The sequence below is a fragment of the Companilactobacillus suantsaicola genome (assembly GCF_004745525.1).
GTDB lineage: Bacteria > Bacillota > Bacilli > Lactobacillales > Lactobacillaceae > Companilactobacillus > Companilactobacillus suantsaicola.
The window spans coordinates 1-17085 of sequence record NZ_RKLY01000042.1; the positions used below are offsets into that span (position 1 = coordinate 1).

General features: G+C 37.7%; 17 protein-coding genes, 26 tRNA genes and 1 rRNA gene. 6 read left to right on the plus strand and 38 right to left on the minus strand.

Annotated elements, in window-relative coordinates:
- Positions 1–65 precede the first annotated feature (65 nt).
- Positions 66–263 (plus strand): hypothetical protein, encoded by a 198-nt coding sequence (locus EGT49_RS11430; RefSeq protein WP_135374473.1) that lies wholly within the window; start codon positions 66–68, stop codon positions 261–263.
- Between the two features lie 11 nt (positions 264–274).
- Here EGT49_RS11430 and glmM read toward each other — a convergent pair whose 3' ends face one another.
- From glmM to murB, 5 genes are all read right to left on the minus strand, one after another.
- Positions 275–1627: a phosphoglucosamine mutase gene (gene glmM / locus EGT49_RS11435; RefSeq protein ID WP_135374475.1), complete on the minus strand. Its 1353-nt coding sequence runs from the start codon at positions 1625–1627 to the stop codon at positions 275–277.
- A gap of 19 nt (positions 1628–1646) precedes the next feature.
- The gene (locus EGT49_RS11440) at positions 1647–2732 is read right to left on the minus strand and encodes a CdaR family protein (protein ID WP_135374477.1); all 1086 of its coding nucleotides are present in this window, start codon (positions 2730–2732) and stop codon (positions 1647–1649) included.
- Positions 2716–3570 (minus strand): diadenylate cyclase CdaA, encoded by an 855-nt coding sequence (gene cdaA, locus EGT49_RS11445; protein ID WP_135374479.1) that lies wholly within the window; start codon positions 3568–3570, stop codon positions 2716–2718. The genes EGT49_RS11440 and cdaA overlap by 17 nt, the downstream gene beginning before the upstream one ends.
- Positions 3571–3643: 73 nt before the next feature.
- Positions 3644–5761 carry a cation:proton antiporter gene (locus tag EGT49_RS11450; protein ID WP_135374481.1) on the minus strand — a complete coding sequence of 706 codons (2118 nt, stop codon included), beginning with the start codon at positions 5759–5761 and terminating at the stop codon, positions 3644–3646.
- Between the two features lie 20 nt (positions 5762–5781).
- The gene (gene murB / locus EGT49_RS11455) at positions 5782–6681 is read right to left on the minus strand and encodes a UDP-N-acetylmuramate dehydrogenase (protein WP_135374483.1); all 900 of its coding nucleotides are present in this window, start codon (positions 6679–6681) and stop codon (positions 5782–5784) included.
- Between the two features lie 112 nt (positions 6682–6793).
- On the opposite strand from murB, the gene EGT49_RS11460 reads away from it, so the two are divergent.
- Both EGT49_RS11460 and EGT49_RS11465 read left to right on the plus strand, forming a co-directional pair.
- Complete coding sequence (locus tag EGT49_RS11460) at positions 6794–7552, plus strand: exodeoxyribonuclease III (RefSeq protein WP_135374485.1); 759 nt, start codon at positions 6794–6796, stop codon at positions 7550–7552.
- A gap of 2 nt (positions 7553–7554) precedes the next feature.
- The gene (locus EGT49_RS11465) at positions 7555–8091 is read left to right on the plus strand and encodes a 3'-5' exonuclease (protein ID WP_135374487.1); all 537 of its coding nucleotides are present in this window, start codon (positions 7555–7557) and stop codon (positions 8089–8091) included.
- On the opposite strand, the gene EGT49_RS11470 is transcribed toward EGT49_RS11465, so the two are convergent.
- From EGT49_RS11470 to EGT49_RS11485, 4 genes are read right to left on the minus strand one after another with little or no spacing between them, the layout of a single operon-like run.
- On the minus strand, positions 8088–8546 hold the full coding sequence (locus EGT49_RS11470) for a GNAT family N-acetyltransferase (protein ID WP_135374489.1): 459 nt from the start codon (positions 8544–8546) through the stop codon (positions 8088–8090). The two genes, EGT49_RS11465 and EGT49_RS11470, sit on opposite strands and share 4 nt — an antisense overlap.
- Positions 8543–9004 (minus strand): tRNA (adenosine(37)-N6)-threonylcarbamoyltransferase complex ATPase subunit type 1 TsaE, encoded by a 462-nt coding sequence (tsaE, locus tag EGT49_RS11475; RefSeq protein ID WP_135374491.1) that lies wholly within the window; start codon positions 9002–9004, stop codon positions 8543–8545. Before tsaE ends, EGT49_RS11470 begins: the two co-directional genes overlap by 4 nt.
- A gap of 18 nt (positions 9005–9022) precedes the next feature.
- On the minus strand, positions 9023–9991 hold the full coding sequence (gene pta / locus EGT49_RS11480; protein WP_135374492.1) for a phosphate acetyltransferase: 969 nt from the start codon (positions 9989–9991) through the stop codon (positions 9023–9025).
- Positions 9991–10686: a uracil-DNA glycosylase gene (locus EGT49_RS11485; protein WP_135374493.1), complete on the minus strand. Its 696-nt coding sequence runs from the start codon at positions 10684–10686 to the stop codon at positions 9991–9993. Before EGT49_RS11485 ends, pta begins: the two co-directional genes overlap by 1 nt.
- 81 nt (positions 10687–10767) lie before the next feature.
- On the opposite strand from EGT49_RS11485, the gene EGT49_RS11490 reads away from it, so the two are divergent.
- Both EGT49_RS11490 and EGT49_RS11495 read left to right on the plus strand, forming a co-directional pair.
- On the plus strand, positions 10768–11649 hold the full coding sequence (locus EGT49_RS11490; protein ID WP_135374495.1) for a Cof-type HAD-IIB family hydrolase: 882 nt from the start codon (positions 10768–10770) through the stop codon (positions 11647–11649).
- On the plus strand, positions 11646–12194 hold the full coding sequence (locus EGT49_RS11495) for a hypothetical protein (RefSeq protein WP_246013847.1): 549 nt from the start codon (positions 11646–11648) through the stop codon (positions 12192–12194). Before EGT49_RS11490 ends, EGT49_RS11495 begins: the two co-directional genes overlap by 4 nt.
- Positions 12195–12296: 102 nt before the next feature.
- On the opposite strand, the gene EGT49_RS11500 is transcribed toward EGT49_RS11495, so the two are convergent.
- Positions 12297–12863: a GNAT family N-acetyltransferase gene (locus EGT49_RS11500; RefSeq protein ID WP_135374497.1), complete on the minus strand. Its 567-nt coding sequence runs from the start codon at positions 12861–12863 to the stop codon at positions 12297–12299.
- A 249-nt stretch (positions 12864–13112) separates the two neighbouring features.
- On the minus strand, positions 13113–13595 hold the full coding sequence (locus EGT49_RS11505) for a hypothetical protein (RefSeq protein ID WP_135374499.1): 483 nt from the start codon (positions 13593–13595) through the stop codon (positions 13113–13115).
- 187 nt (positions 13596–13782) lie between these two features.
- On the opposite strand from EGT49_RS11505, the gene EGT49_RS11510 reads away from it, so the two are divergent.
- Positions 13783–14259, plus strand: a complete 477-nt coding sequence (locus EGT49_RS11510) for a hypothetical protein (protein WP_135374501.1) — start codon at positions 13783–13785, stop codon at positions 14257–14259.
- Positions 14260–14493: 234 nt separating this feature from the next.
- Here EGT49_RS11510 and EGT49_RS11515 read toward each other — a convergent pair.
- From EGT49_RS11515 to rrf, 27 genes are all read right to left on the minus strand, one after another.
- Positions 14494–14578: transfer RNA gene (locus EGT49_RS11515), tRNA-Leu, on the minus strand.
- 33 nt (positions 14579–14611) lie between these two features.
- Positions 14612–14682: transfer RNA gene (locus tag EGT49_RS11520), tRNA-Cys, on the minus strand.
- A gap of 19 nt (positions 14683–14701) precedes the next feature.
- Positions 14702–14773: transfer RNA gene (locus EGT49_RS11525), tRNA-Gln, on the minus strand.
- A gap of 8 nt (positions 14774–14781) precedes the next feature.
- Positions 14782–14854: transfer RNA gene (locus EGT49_RS11530), tRNA-His, on the minus strand.
- An 18-nt stretch (positions 14855–14872) separates the two neighbouring features.
- Positions 14873–14943 (minus strand) — tRNA-Trp (locus EGT49_RS11535).
- Positions 14944–14947: 4 nt separating this feature from the next.
- Positions 14948–15030 (minus strand) — tRNA-Tyr (locus EGT49_RS11540).
- A 4-nt stretch (positions 15031–15034) separates the two neighbouring features.
- Positions 15035–15107: transfer RNA gene (locus EGT49_RS11545), tRNA-Phe, on the minus strand.
- A 5-nt stretch (positions 15108–15112) separates the two neighbouring features.
- A tRNA-Asp gene (locus tag EGT49_RS11550) sits at positions 15113–15186 on the minus strand.
- Positions 15187–15201: 15 nt separating this feature from the next.
- Positions 15202–15275 (minus strand) — tRNA-Met (locus EGT49_RS11555).
- 28 nt (positions 15276–15303) lie between these two features.
- Positions 15304–15393: transfer RNA gene (locus tag EGT49_RS11560), tRNA-Ser, on the minus strand.
- A 46-nt stretch (positions 15394–15439) separates the two neighbouring features.
- A tRNA-Glu gene (locus EGT49_RS11565) sits at positions 15440–15511 on the minus strand.
- Positions 15512–15520: 9 nt separating this feature from the next.
- Positions 15521–15608 (minus strand) — tRNA-Ser (locus tag EGT49_RS11570).
- An 8-nt stretch (positions 15609–15616) separates the two neighbouring features.
- Positions 15617–15691, minus strand: a tRNA-Ile gene (locus tag EGT49_RS11575).
- A 13-nt stretch (positions 15692–15704) separates the two neighbouring features.
- Positions 15705–15775 (minus strand) — tRNA-Gly (locus EGT49_RS11580).
- Between the two features lie 39 nt (positions 15776–15814).
- Positions 15815–15888, minus strand: a tRNA-Asp gene (locus EGT49_RS11585).
- Positions 15889–15905: 17 nt separating this feature from the next.
- Positions 15906–15979, minus strand: a tRNA-Met gene (locus tag EGT49_RS11590).
- Positions 15980–16014: 35 nt separating this feature from the next.
- Positions 16015–16088: transfer RNA gene (locus EGT49_RS11595), tRNA-Ile, on the minus strand.
- Between the two features lie 7 nt (positions 16089–16095).
- Positions 16096–16169, minus strand: a tRNA-Met gene (locus EGT49_RS11600).
- A 37-nt stretch (positions 16170–16206) separates the two neighbouring features.
- Positions 16207–16280 (minus strand) — tRNA-Pro (locus EGT49_RS11605).
- A 21-nt stretch (positions 16281–16301) separates the two neighbouring features.
- Positions 16302–16375: transfer RNA gene (locus tag EGT49_RS11610), tRNA-Arg, on the minus strand.
- 13 nt (positions 16376–16388) lie between these two features.
- Positions 16389–16474 (minus strand) — tRNA-Leu (locus tag EGT49_RS11615).
- A 14-nt stretch (positions 16475–16488) separates the two neighbouring features.
- Positions 16489–16560 (minus strand) — tRNA-Gly (locus EGT49_RS11620).
- 4 nt (positions 16561–16564) lie between these two features.
- Positions 16565–16637, minus strand: a tRNA-Thr gene (locus EGT49_RS11625).
- Between the two features lie 62 nt (positions 16638–16699).
- Positions 16700–16782: transfer RNA gene (locus EGT49_RS11630), tRNA-Leu, on the minus strand.
- Positions 16783–16806: 24 nt separating this feature from the next.
- Positions 16807–16879 (minus strand) — tRNA-Lys (locus tag EGT49_RS11635).
- An 8-nt stretch (positions 16880–16887) separates the two neighbouring features.
- Positions 16888–16960: transfer RNA gene (locus tag EGT49_RS11640), tRNA-Val, on the minus strand.
- 11 nt (positions 16961–16971) lie between these two features.
- Positions 16972–17085 (minus strand): 5S ribosomal RNA (rrf, locus tag EGT49_RS11645); the annotation flags it as partial.

Consider the following 17085-nt stretch of genomic DNA (forward strand, 5'->3'; position numbering starts at 1 on the left):
GAAGCCTAAACCAACAATTATAGAAGAAAAAGCACTCGACTTTCTGGAAAGAAAGTCGGGTGTTTTTGCGTTCTGAAAGAAATCAGAAAATCAATACGGTCGGTTATTTACTGCTTACGAGCGTTCCAGCGTTTCCCAGAGCTGTTGCGGAAGACGGCATCCAACCACCAACAACCAAAAAGAACCACACCACCAAAACAAAAGAAAAAGAAAAGTACAAAAAAAGAGAGATTGAGCTTTTACCCTCAATCCCTCTTATTTAAATTCTATTATATTAGCTTAATTCACTTTTAACAACTTCAACGATTTGGTCACAGTATTCGTTGACCTTTTCTTCAGTTGCAGCTTCACACATAACACGAAGAAGTGCTTGTGTACCACTAGGACGTACCAAGACACGACCGTCGCCATCCATTTCATCTTCAACAGCTTTGATTACATCAAGGATTGGTTGGTGCTTATCCCAAGAATTCTTGTCAGCAACTGGTACGTTAACTAACTTTTGTGGATAAACTTTTACAGGAGCAGCTAGTTCTGCTAAGCTCTTGCCAGTTTGTTTCATAACGTGCAACAAATGTGTACCTGTTAGCATTCCGTCACCAGTGTTCATGTATTCATACAAAACAACGTGTCCTGATTGCTCGCCACCGATGTTGTAATTGTTCTTACGAATTTCTTCAACCACATGGCGGTCTCCGACAGCGGTTTGAACAGACTTCATTCCATTGGCTTCAATAGCTTTATACAAGCCGATATTACTCATAACAGTTGTTACGATCGTATCTTTCTTTAAACGACCGCCATCGTGTAAATACTTACCTAGAATGAACATGATCTTGTCACCGTCGACAATGTTTCCGTCAGCATCGACCGCAATACAACGGTCTCCGTCACCATCAAAGGCAAGCCCTGCTACGGCGTCTGATTCTTTAACACGTTGAGCTAATTGTTCTGGATGTGTTGAACCAACATTTTTATTGATATTGATTCCATCTGGATGTGAGGCCATAATTTCAAAATCAACATTCAAATCAGCAAACAAAGTACTTGCTAAGCGACTTGTTGAACCATTGGCAGTATCTAAGACGATCTTCATACCACTCAAGTCATCAGAAAGAGTTTGCTTCAAGAATTGGAGATACTTTTGAGCACCTTCTGGATAGTCAGAAACACTGCCTAAACCTTCAGCTGAAGGTCTTGGTAAAGTATCTTCCTTGGCATCCAATAACTCTTCGATTTCTTCTTCAACATCATCAGCTAGTTTATAACCGTCACCACCGAAGAACTTGATACCATTATCTTCAGCAGGATTGTGAGAAGCAGAGATCATAATTCCAGCATCGGCTGAAACCGCACGTACTAAATATGCTACGGCTGGAGTTGTAATTACATCCAAATTCAAAACTTCGATACCAACTGAAAGAAGTCCTGAAATAAGACTTTCTTGCAGCATTTGACCAGAAATACGAGTATCTCTAGCTACCAATACACGAGGATGTGCATTTTCACTTTCTGAATGTTGTGTTAGGACATAGCCTCCGCATCGACCTAATTTAAAGGCCAATTCTGGACTTAATTCCTTATTTGCAATACCTCTTACACCATCTGTTCCAAAATATTTTGTCATGAAAATTTACCCCCAGCGTCTATTCGCTATCATTATTATCGTTTGTTGAATTAGTGCTTGATGAATCCGATGAACTTGAGTCATCTGAATCAGAATCTGATGAACTAGTACTTGATGTTTGATTTCCAGTCGTATTAGCTAAAGTATTCGAATTTGTCTTACTGATCGTCACACTAATTGAAGTTGGATCAGTGAATGAAACTTTACTCCCTAAAGCGTCACCCAAGTTAACTGTCTTCTTCGTACTTTCCGTTACGTTAGATAAATCAACTGGGACATCGATTGAACTATCAATATCGTCAATTTGATCCTTTGTACCAAAAACTCTAACATTTTTTACATCAGATTCAAGTGTGTATCCATTACCCGATGAATTTCCCTTTTGCTTCAAATTAATACTTACTTGTTTACTTTGAATTGTGATTGGGATCTTCACATGTACTGTTTGCGGATCTAATGTAACATTTACAGTTTTACCATTTTTATCGAGAGCTTGCACTAAAACTTCTTGATCAAACGTAGATTTTATTCCTTTAGGTAAAATTGGTTTAACAACTACTCGATTGATCTTTTCAATTTCGGAAGCCGCACCCGTAACTGTTACTTCCTGTGGAGAAACATCGACTGTTCCCGTTTCATAGCCAGTAGCCAGTGATTCCTTGTTATAGTCGACGTCAACTGTGAATTTCTTAGTTTCACGCTTTTGAATATTAACCGTTACGTACTTAGGCTTGATACTGTAAGTTAATTCGCTATTCAAACCTGATTCTTTAATTTGAACACGATGTTGACCAATCGAGAGATCACGCAAATTTAAATACAAATTAAAATTTTGCGTGTTCTTAGTAGCAGTAACTAACGCTGCTGGTCCTTCAATTGTAATTTTAACTTTCTCAGGATATCCCGTTATGTAGTACTTATCGACATCAGCTTGCAATTGCAAAGGTGCATTGATAGTTGCTTTCTTAGTTACAGTTGAAGTATTCGACTGATTAGAATCCCTTGTTGAGCCAACACCTGGAGTGCTGACAAAGAAAAAGAGCCAGAGGGCACAACAGAGAGATATGAATGCATAAAAATAATTACTGTTAATTATCTTTTTCATCTTGTCTCTCCTTCTTCCGGTTTAGTTTCAAAAAGCCCAAGATTGAATGTGTACCATTCTCGTTAGGGTCTTTCAACTGTGCGTGCAGATATTTTAGATAATCTTCACGGGAAAGGTCAAGCATCATGTGCCCATTTCGGGTAATCATCACTCCACCAGTCTCTTCGGAAACAACAATCGTGATAGCATCAGTGACTTCACTGATACCGACTGCCGCACGGTGTCTAGTTCCGAGTTCCTTAGGAATAGTGTTACTTTCTGAAAGTGGCAAGTATGCTGCCGCAACGGAGATTCGATTGTTTCTGACAATAACTGCCCCATCGTGTAGTGGAGTATTCGGAATGAAAATATTGATCAACAAAGCACCAGTAACTTCAGCATCCAAGTCAATTCCAGTTTCAACATACTCTTCCAAACCGGTATTCATTTCCAATGTGATCAAGGCTCCAATTCGACGTTTACTCATGTATTGAATAGCCTGGTCAAGACTTTCAATCAAATGATTTTTCGTCTTGCCCTCTTCATTACTCGTCGAACTAAAGAACGGTAACCGTCCTAAATGTTCCAACCCACGACGAATCTCGGGTTGAAAAATTATCACAATAACGATAATTCCCCAATTGATCAACTGATCCATTAAGTAAGAGACCGTATGTAAATTCAGGGCCCAACTGATCAGTTTGATCCCGAAGATTATTATGATTCCTTTTAACAATTGAACAGCTTTTGTGCCGCGTAACATCGACAGAACTTTATACAAAAAATACCAGACTACCAGGATATCAACCAAGTTAGCCAAATTCTGCCACGTAAAAATATTGCTTGGTATAAAATTCATTTTCATAGCTCCTTAGTAATTCGAACTAATTATAACAAACAATAAAAATTATAAAAGTTCATCACTCTTTATGTTAATCTACACCAATATTAATTACTTCTTCACTATAATTAATATTTTGACGCAATTCATTCGCTGTTACTTTGCTGACTTTACCTTGTTCCAGCATATCTTGAACAAAGGCTCGACGATAACTTAAAGCTTTAATTTCCAAATTCATCCGATCGCTGTTAAATTGTGGCGAACGACCACGATATTTTCCTTGGAGCAATTCTAGGCGATCCTCATAGTGACGTTGGAAAATATAAATTAAATTATCATCTAAGTCATCATGCTCAGTCTGACTTAATTCTTGCAATTTTTCTAAAGCATTCTTAGCTCCGGCAATAGAAATTTTGATAGAATCTTGATTTATTTGTTTAATATCATCCGATTTAACTGAACGATAAATAAAGTGACGTAATTGTAAATACGTTCTTCGGAAATAATTGTAGAAAAATTCCACAGTCGGATTTGACCGGTGATGCACAATTTCACGTTTATAACGAGCAATCTTTTTAACTGCTAGATCATACGATTCTTCAGAAATCTTTTGGTTATTATAAAGTTCTTCAATTGCTTCTAATTCACAATTGAAACAAACATCCCACAATTCAGCATCTTTTTTCCCACGAACACGTCGTTTACTGATTTGGTGACTTTTAACCAAAGTATTCGATTGAATACCAATATTTCTCAAATCATACAAATATTCAGCAATTACTGACGAATAGACTGCCGTGTCACCGTCATCCATTTCCGCTCGTAACTTCTTGATTGTTTTTTCTAAAATTACTCGATTAGCTTCTTTAGCTGTCAATTCAACTGTTGGGATATCTTCTTCATCTGAGTCAGTATCCTCATTATCGACAAACGTACTACCACGATAAGCAACTGGGGCACTATTCTTAGTCAATAAAGGAATGATTAAAGTTGCTCCTAACAAACTAAAAATAATCACGGCACTGGCAATGAATAGCAGTAAAGTTCTTGATGGGAACGGTGCTCCTCCTTTGATCGTTAATGGAATCGACAAAACACCGACCATCGTAACTGCACCACGCACGCCAGAAATACCTGACATCAAACAGTCATCAAAACGAGTCTTTGACCACAAAGTGATTTTGCCATCACTATTGTTGGAAAAGGTTGAATAAATGTAACTCCACAAGAAACGAATTACGACCAACATGATCCAAATAATAAAAGCTAAAATGGTTGCGCCAAAAGTATTGATATTATCGTTATGAACTAATTTTTCCATCGCAAACGGAATCTCGATTCCTAACAAAACAAAGACAATTCCGTTCAAGACGTAAACTACTAGATCCCACGTTCTTGATGTAACCAAACGAATTTCTGGGGTAAAGTTACTCATATTCTTGCTTGAAGAAATATTAAATATCCCGGCAACAACGACCGCTACCACTCCAGAAACGCTGAAAATGTCTTCAGCTAAGTAATAGATTATGAATGGAATAATAATTTGGATAATCGCATGCAAAATCGAATCATCAACACCTTGGTTGATCAAATATAAACGAATTCCATTGAAGATCCAAATCAAAACAGCTCCTAAAATTGCCCCGATAATTGAAATATAGAAAAAATCAATTGTGGCATTTTTTAACGAGAAAACTCCCGTCACTGTAGCTGCAACTCCATATTTAAAACAAATCAAACCAGACGCATCATTGATCAAACTCTCTCCGTTAATTAAATGCATTAACTTGTCTGGAATGTGAGCTTTTTTAGCAATTGATTCCACCGCAATTGGATCGGTTGGCGACAAAACTGCAACTAAAGTAAAAGCCACCGCCCAAGGCAAGGATGGAATCAACCATTTAACAAACACTCCACCGATAACAGTGGATAAAATAACTAAAATGATGGCATTTCCTAAAATTGGTCCCTTTAATTTCCAGAGCTCTCTTTTAGGAAAATTATTCCCATCATTGAACAAAATCGGCGCAATAAACGCCAGTAAAAACCACTCTGTATCGACATAAATTTTAATATGCATAAACAATGCCGCAATAATTCCGGCTGCAATTTGTAACAAACTGGGCGGAATCGAAACAAAGTAGTGACTAATAATATTGGCAATAATTAATAATGAAAGAATCAAAATAATTGATTCAATTATTTCCACAGACAACACCTACCGTTTTCTTATTTTTTATCTTCACCAATAATGCGAACTTCGGTTTGAAGCTCGACATCAAATTTTTCTTTAACAGTCTTTTGAATTAGATGAATCAAATTCAAATAATCAGTTGCCGTGGCATGCTTAATGTTGACAATAAAACCAGCGTGTTTCATGGAAACTTGTGCTCCGCCAACCATTTTTCCTTGGAGGCCAGCTTTAATGATCAATGGGCCAGTAAAATGACCCTTAGGGCGTTTGAAGACACTTCCACAAGATGGATACTCCAAAGGCTGTTTGGAACGTCTGAGATTGTTCAAACGATCCATCTCTTCTTGAATTGTCTCCTTATTGCCACGTTTAAGCGCAAATGTGGCGCTAATGACGATACCGCCGTCATCTTGAACCAAACTGTGACGATACGAGAATTTCATATCTTCATGGGTCAAAGTTGTGATGTGACCATCTGGCAATAATACTTCCGCCGACTCAAAGACATCCTTGATTTCTCCACCGTAAGCACCAGCGTTCATAAAAACAGCTCCACCAACACTTCCAGGGATACCAGCTGCAAACTCAATTCCGGTCAGACCAGCCTTTTGAGCAGCAATAGTCGTATTAATAATTGTAGCACCTGCTTCGGCTGTAACTTTCGTGTCTGAAACTGTAATCTGCTTGAAGTTAGGCAAAATGATCACAATTCCCCTAATTCCACCGTCTTTAATTATCAGATTACTAGCATTTCCAATAACAGTAATTTCGACTTTATTAGCTCTAGCCATATCAACAATTTCGACTAATTCTTCACGATTTTTTGGAAAAGCCAAAACATCAGCATTCCCACCTGTCTTCGTAAATGTATATTTACTTAAAGGTTCATTTAATTTAAATTCAATATTAGGTAATTTTTCAACTGGAAAATTCAATATTCATCATCCTTCGTGTAGCATAGACTTACATTTAATTTTATCACATCCTTATATACATAACGAACTAACAACCATCACAATAATGCTATAATTGTGCCGAGGTGATTAAATGAAACTTATATCCTGGAATGTAAACGGTTTACGTGCCGTCGTAAAAAAAGACTTTGTTAAAATCTTTCAAGATTTAGATGCTGACATTTTCAGTATTCAAGAAACCAAGCTCCAAGAAGGTCAAATTGACCTCGAATTACCTGGCTACCACCAATATTTTTTCTACGCTCAAAAAAAAGGTTATTCAGGAACTGCCATTTTTACTAAGGAAGAACCTCTAAATGTCCAAAAAGGTTTGGGCATCCCTGAGTTTGACGATGAAGGTCGAACTTTGATCTTAGAATTCCCCCAATTTTATTTAATTGACAGTTATACCCCTAATTCACAACAAAAATTAAAGCGTCTCGACTATCGGATGCGTTATGACGATGCTTTACGTGACTATATGAACGAACTTGCCACTAAAAAGCCCGTCATTTTGTGTGGTGACTTAAATGTTGCCCATGAAGAAATCGATTTGAAGAACGATAAGACTAATCATAAGAATCCGGGCTTTTCCGATGAAGAGCGTAATAAATTTACAGAGCTTTTAAATAGTGGTTTTATTGATAGTTTCAGAAGTCTTCACCCCGATGAAGAAAAATATTCTTGGTGGAGTTATCGTTTTAACGCCCGCAAGAACAACGCTGGTTGGCGAATTGATTATTTTGTTGTTTCTAATAACGGCAAAGATCTAATTCAAAAAGCTGATATTTTGAATGACATTTATGGATCTGATCATTGTCCAATCGAACTAGACTTAACTTTAGGAGACTAATTATGAATTTTGTTTCAATGGATTTCGAAACTGCTAATGGCAGTCGTTCCAGTGCCTGCTCGCTAGCTTTAGTGTTAGTTAGGGACAATCAAATTGTTGATAACTTTTATACTTTGATCAACCCTCAACAATACTTCAGTTCACGAAATATCCAAATCCACCACATCCATCCCGAGGACGTAGCTGATGCCCCAACTTTTGATCAAGTTTGGGAACACATTCGTCCACTCTTTGATACGAGTCATTTAGTTGCGGCACACAACGCTAGCTTTGATAACTCAGTTTTGAAAAACACCTTGACTGAATACGGAATTATGGTGCCAAAATACTTAACTATCGACACTTTAAGAACTAGCCGTAAGTTCTTTCCTGATTTTCCAAACCACAAGTTAAATACCGTTTCCGACCGTTTAAATATTGATCTACGCAATCACCACAATGCCTTGGCCGATAGTGTTGCTTGTGCAGAAATTTTGGTCAAAACTGAACAACAATTTGGAATTGAGCAAATAAAAAAGATGGTTAAGCTAACTAGCTAAACCATCTTTGACATTACTAAGGTTTTATCCTTCTCTAACTCAGTTGTAAATCCATATTTTTGATAAATATGAATTGCAGCTGAGTTATTTTTATATACTTCTAAAAATATTTTCTTTAATGGTGAATCTTTTGCCCAAAATAAACAATCTTCAATCAGATACGAAGCAATTTTGTTATTCCAAAAATCTTGATCAACGACTACACCTAATTCAGCTTTAACGTCGTCAACATTTTCGATTCGACAAAAACCGATAACTGATTCCTCAAAGAGTGCCAATTCCAATTCATCAAAGCGTGATTGGAAAATTGCATCCAGAGCCACTTCTTCTTTTTCAAGCGTTATGTCATGGTCAAAAACAATGAAATCACTTTGTTGATCAGCCCTTTGTAAAAAATCAATTAAATTTTGAGCATCACTTGGAATTACTTCACGCAAAACTAGTTGTTCACTCATAGCAAATCTCCAAATTTACGACCTTCGTATTTTTTGCCATGCAATTTGAAAACAATTTGTCGATCCGTATCTGACAGACGTGTGATATTTATTGAAATGTGTTCTGCAGGGATTTCATCTTTAATAAACTGTGGCCATTCGACGACTGTAACGCCGTTACCATTGAAATATTCGTCAAAGCCGAGATCCTCATCCGGACTACTTTCCAAACGATAAGCATCCATATGATAAAGTGGCAAGCGCCCATCTTGATATTCACGAATCAACGTGAAAGTTGGACTTTTGACATTACGTTTGATGCCTAAACCTTTAGCTAAACCACGAGTAAAAGCAGTTTTACCTACCCCTAAGTCACCATTTAAGGCTAAGACATCACCTGCTTCTAACAAGGTACTAACTTTTGCACCTAAGTCTTCGGTTTCCTCATATGAATGTGTTGTTAATTGATATTCGAGCATAATTTCCCCTCATTATTATTACAGTGCTAAGGCGGCAGTTAAAATAGCTGTCTTGAAGACATCTTCTTCATTGCAACCACGTGATAGATCAGAAATTGGCTTTGCCAAACCTTGAAGGATTGGTCCAATAGCTTCAAATCCACCAAATCTTTGAGCAATCTTGTAACCGATGTTACCTGATTGAAGATCTGGGAAGACGAAGACATTGGCATGACCAGCAACTTTTGAATCAGGAGCTTTTTGAGCACCAACGCTAGGTACGAAGGCAGCATCAAATTGTAGTTCACCATCAAGGTCTAAATCAGGAGCTAATTCATGAGCAATCTTTGTAGCTTCAGCAACCTTTGTAACTTCATCACTCTTAGCACTACCTTTAGTTGAAAAACTAAGCATAGCAACTTTTGGATCAATATCAAACAATTTTGCACTCTTAGCAGTTTGAACGGCAATTTCTGCCAATTCTTGAGCGTTAGGATTGATATTGATAGCACAGTCAGCAAACATATATCTTTGGTCACCCTTTTGAACGATGAATGAACCACTGATTCTTGAGTTTCCTGGAGCTGTTTTAACGATTTGTAGAGCTGGTCTAACCGTGTCACCAGTTGAGTGAACCGAGCCAGAGACCATCCCGTCAGCAATTCCAGTGTAAACTAACATCGTTCCAAAGTAGTTGTTGTCCAAAAGCATGGTTTCAGCTTGCTCTTTAGTATTCTTACCTTTTCTACGTTCAACAAATTTATCAACTAAAGTATTAAAGTCAGCATACTTCTTAGGGTCAACAATTGTAATACCATCAATATCAAAAGATTTTTCAGTGGCAACTTTTTCAATTTCAGCTTGTTCACCAATCAAGATAGGTTTTAAAATATTTTCTTTAGCTAAACGAACGGCTGCACCCAAAATTCTAGGTTCACTACCCTCTGGGAAAACAATCGTCAAATTTTTTCCATCAATCTTACTCTTTAAGCTTTCAAATAAATCCATTACTTCTCCTCCATATCCTCGGCATTTGCAGGCAACTGCCAATTGATTTCTTTTTCATTATAGAATAAAAGCGCTTTATTTGCTTTAGAAAATGGCTTTGAGCCAAAAAATCCATAGCGAGCAGCAAAAGGACTGGGATGTGGTGATGAAATAATCGTATTCTTTGATTGATCGATTAAAGGAATCTTACTCTTGGCAGCATTACCCCAAAGGATAAAGACGACCTTACCACGTTCTGACAAAGCGTGAATGGCATAATCAGTCAGCTGTTCCCAACCTTTTCCCTTGTGAGAAAAAGCTTGTCCGCGACGAACAGTCAAAACCGAGTTCAATAATAATACCCCTTGTTTAGCCCAGGCTTTTAAATAGCCGTGATCCACTGAGGTACAACCGAGATCGTCTTGTAATTCTTTATAGATATTACGCAATGAAGGTGGAATTCTCACTCCTGGTGCCACGGCAAAACTACAGCCGATAGCTTGATTAGGCTCGTGATAAGGATCCTGACCTAAAATAACCACTTTCGTATCTTTAAAAGAAGTCCATTGGAAAGCTTGATAAATATGATGCATTTCCGGATAAATCGTTTGCGTATTGTATTCATCGACTAAAAATTCACGTAATTTTTCATAATACGGTTTGTCAAATTCACCTTGCAAAACCTCTTGCCAATCATTTTTTATTAGCGTTTTCAAATTTACACCTACCTGTATGATATTAATTCTATAAAATATGGTAACATTCACATATAGCATAACGCACTCGGAGGGAACTTTATGATTAAATTAATTGCATCCGATATGGATGGAACTTTGTTAAATGATAAAATGGCTGTTTCTGATCGTAATATTCAAGCCATTAAAAATGCACAAAAAGCAGGAATTGAATTTTTGATTGCAACTGGCCGAAGCCTTGAGGAAGCTAAGCCGTTCTTAAAAGATCGCGTTCATCCCGGATACATTACCTTAAATGGTGCTGAAATTTATGATAAAGATGAAAATTTGATCTCAAGTAATCCAATTTCTGAAGTGTCAAAAGTAAAAGTTATTAATTATTTGAAAGAACATCAAATCTATTTTGAAGTTGTAACTAATAAGGGGATTTTTTCTGATAATAAAGATATGCGTATAACTAGTTTGGCCGAATTACTGGTTAAATTAAATCCTAGTACAACTTATGAACAGGCACTCGCCGACACTTTAGAGCGAATCAAATTGACACCAATGATCTTTGTCGATAGTTACGACAAGATTCTCAGTGATCCGTCTTATCAAATCATGAAATTACTAGCATTCAGCAATAAGGAACAAGAGGTTTTAGGACCACTTAGAGCTGATATTGAAAAAAATATTAAAGATGTTGTAGTTACATCCTCATCACCCAACAACGTAGAGATTAATAGTATTGATGCGCAAAAAGGAATTGCCCTTTTGCAATATGCGAAAGATAAAAATATCACTCAAGAACAAACCATGGCTATTGGTGATAACTTAAATGATGAATCAATGATTCGAGATGCTGGAGTCGGTGTAGCAATGCAAAATGCTATTCCTGCTATCAAAGACTTGTCCGACATCACAACTGATAACAACGTGAATGACGGAGTTGCTCAAATTGTTGAAGAAGTCATTAATAAAGGCGACGATTTTACTAAATGATGAATTTATACATTCGAAAAGCTGATTTAGCTGTTGGTAATATTTTGGTCATAACTAACCAAAATAAGGAGACAGTTTTTATCGCTTCACGAGATAAAGAGAATCCATTTTTAATCAAGCTATATAATCGTTTAAATACGTTGATTGGTGAAATAAAATTAAAAAACAATTTTCTTAAAATTTATTCAATTGAAATCAATGGTGAGGAAAAAGCTACTATCAACGCCATCCCCATGCTAGATTTAAAATACGTCCACTTAGGACAAATAAACTGGAATGTTTTCGGTAATTTAGTCATGTCGGATTATCACGTGACAAAAGATGGCAAAGAGATCTTAGTCGTTCAGCCAACTATCTTAGCTCAAGGACATCCCGGTTTGGAATTAGATTTTACTAATATGGATGACGGACCAGTTGGTACTTTACTAACGATCTTTTTGAATAAGTATATTAAGTTACCAACTCTATCTTCCAATAGAGAAATGGATGGTAATTTATTAAAATCCAAAATACCTTATTTGAATAATTTCAAAAACAAGTGCTAAAGCAGGATAGTTTTAACTTAATTTAAAAATAGAGAAGTTGTATTAGTGAAAATATCACTATTACAGCTTCTCTATTTGTTTTTTATAAATGAAATAAATTTTCTATTTTGTTAAATCATATTGCATATGATCATATAAGTGACTACCAATGTATAATTGACCCACTTTTTCAAAACCAACTTTTGTGTAAACGTGTTTAGCTGGTTCGTTGTCGACATCAACATTTAAACTAAGAATCTTTTCACCACGTTCTTTAATAACTTCAATGAAGTGTTCCATAGTTTGTGTTCCGATACCTTGATTTTGGTAATCAGGAGCAACGGCGAATGAATCTAAATACCACTCTCCAGGCCATGCTTCTTTATCACCAAATAAATTGTCCTCTTTAATACCATGTTCGTGCAGAATTTTGACCAATGGTTTATCAATGCCGTCTTCTTGGCTTTCTGGATAGCCAACAACGATAGCAACAACTTTACCATCAAGTTCATTAACAAGAATATTATCAAAGCCATAGCGATAACCTGGTTGGAAGAATCCAGCTTTGATAACTTGTGCTATCTTCTCATTACCGGCTTTTTTGAAAACATCTAATTCCATTTCATCGAAGATTTGGAACAAGATAGGTAATATCTGATCAGCATCTTCTTCTTTTGCATATCTAAACATATTTTCACCTCGTATATATAATACATGTTTTAAAAATAATCTCAAATATGGCTAGAATCGCAAAAAAACAACGATTGGATAATCATTGTTTTTAAGTCTGCAAAGTTATTATCTGATTCTCCTAGAATATTTTTTTGTAAACAATTTTTTAACGATAATTTTTTCAAGATTATCAATTGAGTACTTCTTTATTATAAAAGAATCCTTTCTGAAAAAATATAATCAGTTTTCCGAAAGTGTCTAAAAACATCAATTAATTTCTAAGCAATTATTTAATTCCTTTAAAATTTCCGTTTTACTTATTTTTAAATCTTCTTCAAACCATTTCGTGATCAAATAAGTCAGACTGAAGATCACTGATGCTTTGCTAGAATTGGTCATCAAATTAAATCTTTCAATCTCTAATTTAATATCATTTTCAATAATTCGTTTCTTAAAAGCTTTTTCATTCAAATGATTGCAATTACGACAAAATACCTTAGCCTGATCAATATTTTTAATCAGTTCTTCAATAAAATCTTTTAAAGAATTACTATTTTGACTCGCTTTGACAATTATCTTTTTCTCAAAGGAACTGAGGTATAAATCTTCCATACCATCAAAATTAACATACAATGTACTTCTAGAAATATTCCAAATCCTGACAAATTGTGTTACATGAATAGTATCTATATGCTGATTTGATAAATGAATATAAACTTTATCAATCAATTGATCATACTTCTTTCCCACTTTTCAACGTCCTTTCGAATTGAATAAAGGTATCGTATCAAAATAGCAAATTTTTTAAAACAGATTTTGAACGATTGTTAATCGAATTTGTTATTAATTTTAATCAAAAATTAGATATACACTTTGCTATTTTTAATTCAAAAATCGTTTTATACTTAATAACAAAATTACTATCAGGGGGGATATTATGAATCGTAAACAAATTGCTTTATTGACTAGTTTCTCAGTTTTAACAAGCATTAGTTTGACTAGCATTAATTCTTCCATTCATCCGCGGACACATTTGATTAAAGCTACTAATAAGAAAAAAGTATCAAAAAAACAGCCAGCTTATCCTGATATTATGAAAAAGTTAGATTTAACTTCAATGCAGCAATATGACAGCAATACCTTATTCATGAAGGTAGCTTTAAAAGACTTTTATATCAAGGATTTTTCTAAATTATCTGAAAATAAGTATCGTTTACTATTAGCTCCACTAGATACGAGTGATCAGTATTTTATTACCACTGTCTCAATAACGCAGCCACTAAAAAAGAACCATCGGATCACGATCCAAGGGTTCTTAAATGGCAAAACCAAAGTTAAAGTAAAAGACAATCTCCAGGACAAGTATTTAAATAAAAATGCTATCTCTGTTTTAGTCGACCAAGTTATTTATTAGTTGATACTTTGTAATTCAAAGTTAGTTAATTGTTTAATGCTTTTACACATGCTTTAAAGAGGTTCTCACGAAGGTTCATTAGTATTAGTACTAGTTTTACCTTTTAAGGCTATATTTGCTGTGAACTGATAATAAAGGCCTCTTTAAGAATTCAAATCTGGCCGATTTTTAAACAAAAAAAACTCTAATCACTGATTTAACAATGATTAGAGTTAAATGATATTAATCTCTTAATACCGGTGATCGGGGTCGAACCGATACTCCTTATACAGGAACGGGATTTTGAATCCCGCGCGTCTGCCAATTCCGCCACACCGGCATTTTACTACTTGAATACTTAGGCAATGGCCAAAGGCGGTAACCGGATTTGAACCGGTGATGAAGGTTTTGCAGACCTCTGCCTTACCACTTGGCTATACCGCCATATTCATTTTTAAAACAATTGGGTTAGCTGGATTCGAACCAGCGCATGATGGAGTCAAAGTCCATTGCCTTACCGCTTGGCTATAACCCAATAAAATAGGCGGTATGTGAGAATCGAACTCACGTGTGTCGGTACCACAAACCGATGTGTTAACCACTTCACCAATACCGCCATGATAAAAGGTAGAAACAGGGATAGTAGGAATTGAACCCACACCGACGGTTTTGGAGACCGTAGTTCTACCTTTAAACTATATCCCTAATATGGAGGGGAGTGGATTCGAACCACCGAACCCGAAGGAGCGGATTTACAGTCCGCCGCGTTTAGCCAGACTTCGCTACCCCTCCAAAATGGCGCGGGACGGAATCGAACCGCCGACACATGCAGCTTCAATGCATTGCTCTACCAACTGAGCTACCGAGCCATTAACGGTCCCTGCGGGAATCGAACCCGCGATCTCCTGCGTGACAGGCAGGCGTCCTAACCAACTAGACCAAGGAACCAAATTTTAAAACTAATTGCGGGAGCAGGATTTGAACCTACGACCTTCGGGTTATGAGCCCGACGAGCTACCAGACTGCTCCATCCCGCGATAATAATAATATATATGCTACCCACTAAGGAGGATGTGGGATTCGAACCCACGCGCCGCTTTCGCGACCTGACGGTTTTCAAGACCGTTCCCTTAAGCCGGACTTGGGTAATCCTCCATTGCTTAAAACGTAAAACTATTTAATTATTGGTGACTAGCACCAATGACCCGTACGGGATTTGAACCCATGTTACCGCCGTGAAAGGGCGGTGTCTTAACCACTTGACCAACGGGTCATATAAAAACGGAGAAGGAGGGATTTGAACCCTCGCGCCGCGTTAGCGACCTACACCCTTAGCAGGGGCGCCTCTTCAGCCACTTGAGTACTTCTCCAGACATAGTGGGCCTAAATGGACTTGAACCATCGACCTCACGCTTATCAGGCGTGCGCTCTAAACCAGCTGAGCTATAGGCCCATAACAGTGGCAAAGCGGGTGACGAGAATCGAACTCGCGACAACAGCTTGGAAGGCTGTGGTTTTACCACTAAACTACACCCGCATAAACCTTGCGACATCATTTAATAGATAATTCTATTAACGGTCCCTGCGGGAATCGAACCCGCGATCTCCTGCGTGACAGGCAGGCGTCCTAACCAACTAGACCAAGGAACCAAATATTTTAAAACTAATTGCGGGAGCAGGATTTGAACCTACGACCTTCGGGTTATGAGCCCGACGAGCTACCAGACTGCTCCATCCCGCGATAATAATAAACATCATAAATGGGGTCCTTATAGATGGACCCTGTAGGACTCGAACCTACGACCGAGCGGTTATGAGCCGCCTGCTCTAACCAACTGAGCTAAAGGTCCGGAAGAATAGCGGCGAAGGGGATCGAACCCCCGACCTCCCGGGTATGAACCGGACGCTCTAGCCAGCTGAGCTACACCGCCATAAAACATGTCGTACAGAAAACAACTTTCGTTGCTATCGGGAAGACAGGATTCGAACCTGCGACCCCCTGGTCCCAAACCAGGTGCTCTACCAAGCTGAGCCACTTCCCGAGGATAATACTATTGGAGCAATGCACCTAGTAGGAGTCGAACCTACAACCTTCTGATTCGTAGTCAGACACTCTATCCAATTGCGCTATAGGTGCATATTCATTATAGTGCCGAGGACCGGAATCGAACCGGTACGGTAATTACTTACCGCAGGATTTTAAGTCCTGTGCGTCTGCCAGTTCCGCCACCCCGGCGTTACTATAATGAAAGCGGAAGACGGGATTCGAACCCGCGACCCCCACCATGGCAAGGTGATGTTCTACCACTGAACTACTTCCGCATTATGCCGACTAGAGGATTCGAACCTCCGACCCCCTGTTTACAAGACAGATGCTCTGCCAGCTGAGCTAAGTCGGCATAAAATACGTAACTTTCATATTATACTGAATGTTTCCCAATATTGCAACAACAATATTGAATACGGGTGAAAGGACTTGAACCTTCATGTCCACTGGACACTAGAACCTAAATCTAGCGCGTCTGCCAATTCCGCCACACCCGCATGGTGTGTTATATATGTTGCAAATGAGCCGTGACAGGTTCGAACTGTCGACCCTCTGATTAAAAGTCAGATGCTCTACCAACTGAGCTAACGGCTCATGATGAATGGAGGATACAGGGATCGAACCTGTGACCTCCTGCTTGTAAGGCAGATGCTCTCCCAGCTGAGCTAATCCTCCATCATGAAACAGCGTAGCGACTATCTATCCTCGCGGGTAGTTTCCCACCAACTACTTTCGACGTGAAGAAGCTTAACTTCTGTGTTCGGCATGGGAACAGGTGTATCCTTCTTGCTATCGTCACT

What these genes read in the sequence shown, in the direction of transcription:
- glmM (WP_135374475.1), bottom strand. Translation starts at nt 1,627, where the DNA reads ATGACAAAATATTTTGGAACAGATGGTGTAAGAGGTATTGCAAATAAG.
- EGT49_RS11440 (WP_135374477.1), bottom strand. Translation starts at nt 2,732, where the DNA reads ATGAAAAAGATAATTAACAGTAATTATTTTTATGCATTCATATCTCTC.
- cdaA (WP_135374479.1), bottom strand. Translation starts at nt 3,570, where the DNA reads ATGAATTTTATACCAAGCAATATTTTTACGTGGCAGAATTTGGCTAAC.
- EGT49_RS11460 (WP_135374485.1), top strand. Translation starts at nt 6,794, where the DNA reads ATGAAACTTATATCCTGGAATGTAAACGGTTTACGTGCCGTCGTAAAA.
- EGT49_RS11465 (WP_135374487.1), top strand. Translation starts at nt 7,555, where the DNA reads ATGAATTTTGTTTCAATGGATTTCGAAACTGCTAATGGCAGTCGTTCC.
- EGT49_RS11470 (WP_135374489.1), bottom strand. Translation starts at nt 8,546, where the DNA reads ATGAGTGAACAACTAGTTTTGCGTGAAGTAATTCCAAGTGATGCTCAA.
- tsaE (WP_135374491.1), bottom strand. Translation starts at nt 9,004, where the DNA reads ATGCTCGAATATCAATTAACAACACATTCATATGAGGAAACCGAAGAC.
- pta (WP_135374492.1), bottom strand. Translation starts at nt 9,991, where the DNA reads ATGGATTTATTTGAAAGCTTAAAGAGTAAGATTGATGGAAAAAATTTG.
- EGT49_RS11490 (WP_135374495.1), top strand. Translation starts at nt 10,768, where the DNA reads ATGATTAAATTAATTGCATCCGATATGGATGGAACTTTGTTAAATGAT.
- EGT49_RS11495 (WP_246013847.1), top strand. Translation starts at nt 11,646, where the DNA reads ATGATGAATTTATACATTCGAAAAGCTGATTTAGCTGTTGGTAATATT.
- EGT49_RS11500 (WP_135374497.1), bottom strand. Translation starts at nt 12,863, where the DNA reads ATGTTTAGATATGCAAAAGAAGAAGATGCTGATCAGATATTACCTATC.
- EGT49_RS11510 (WP_135374501.1), top strand. Translation starts at nt 13,783, where the DNA reads ATGAATCGTAAACAAATTGCTTTATTGACTAGTTTCTCAGTTTTAACA.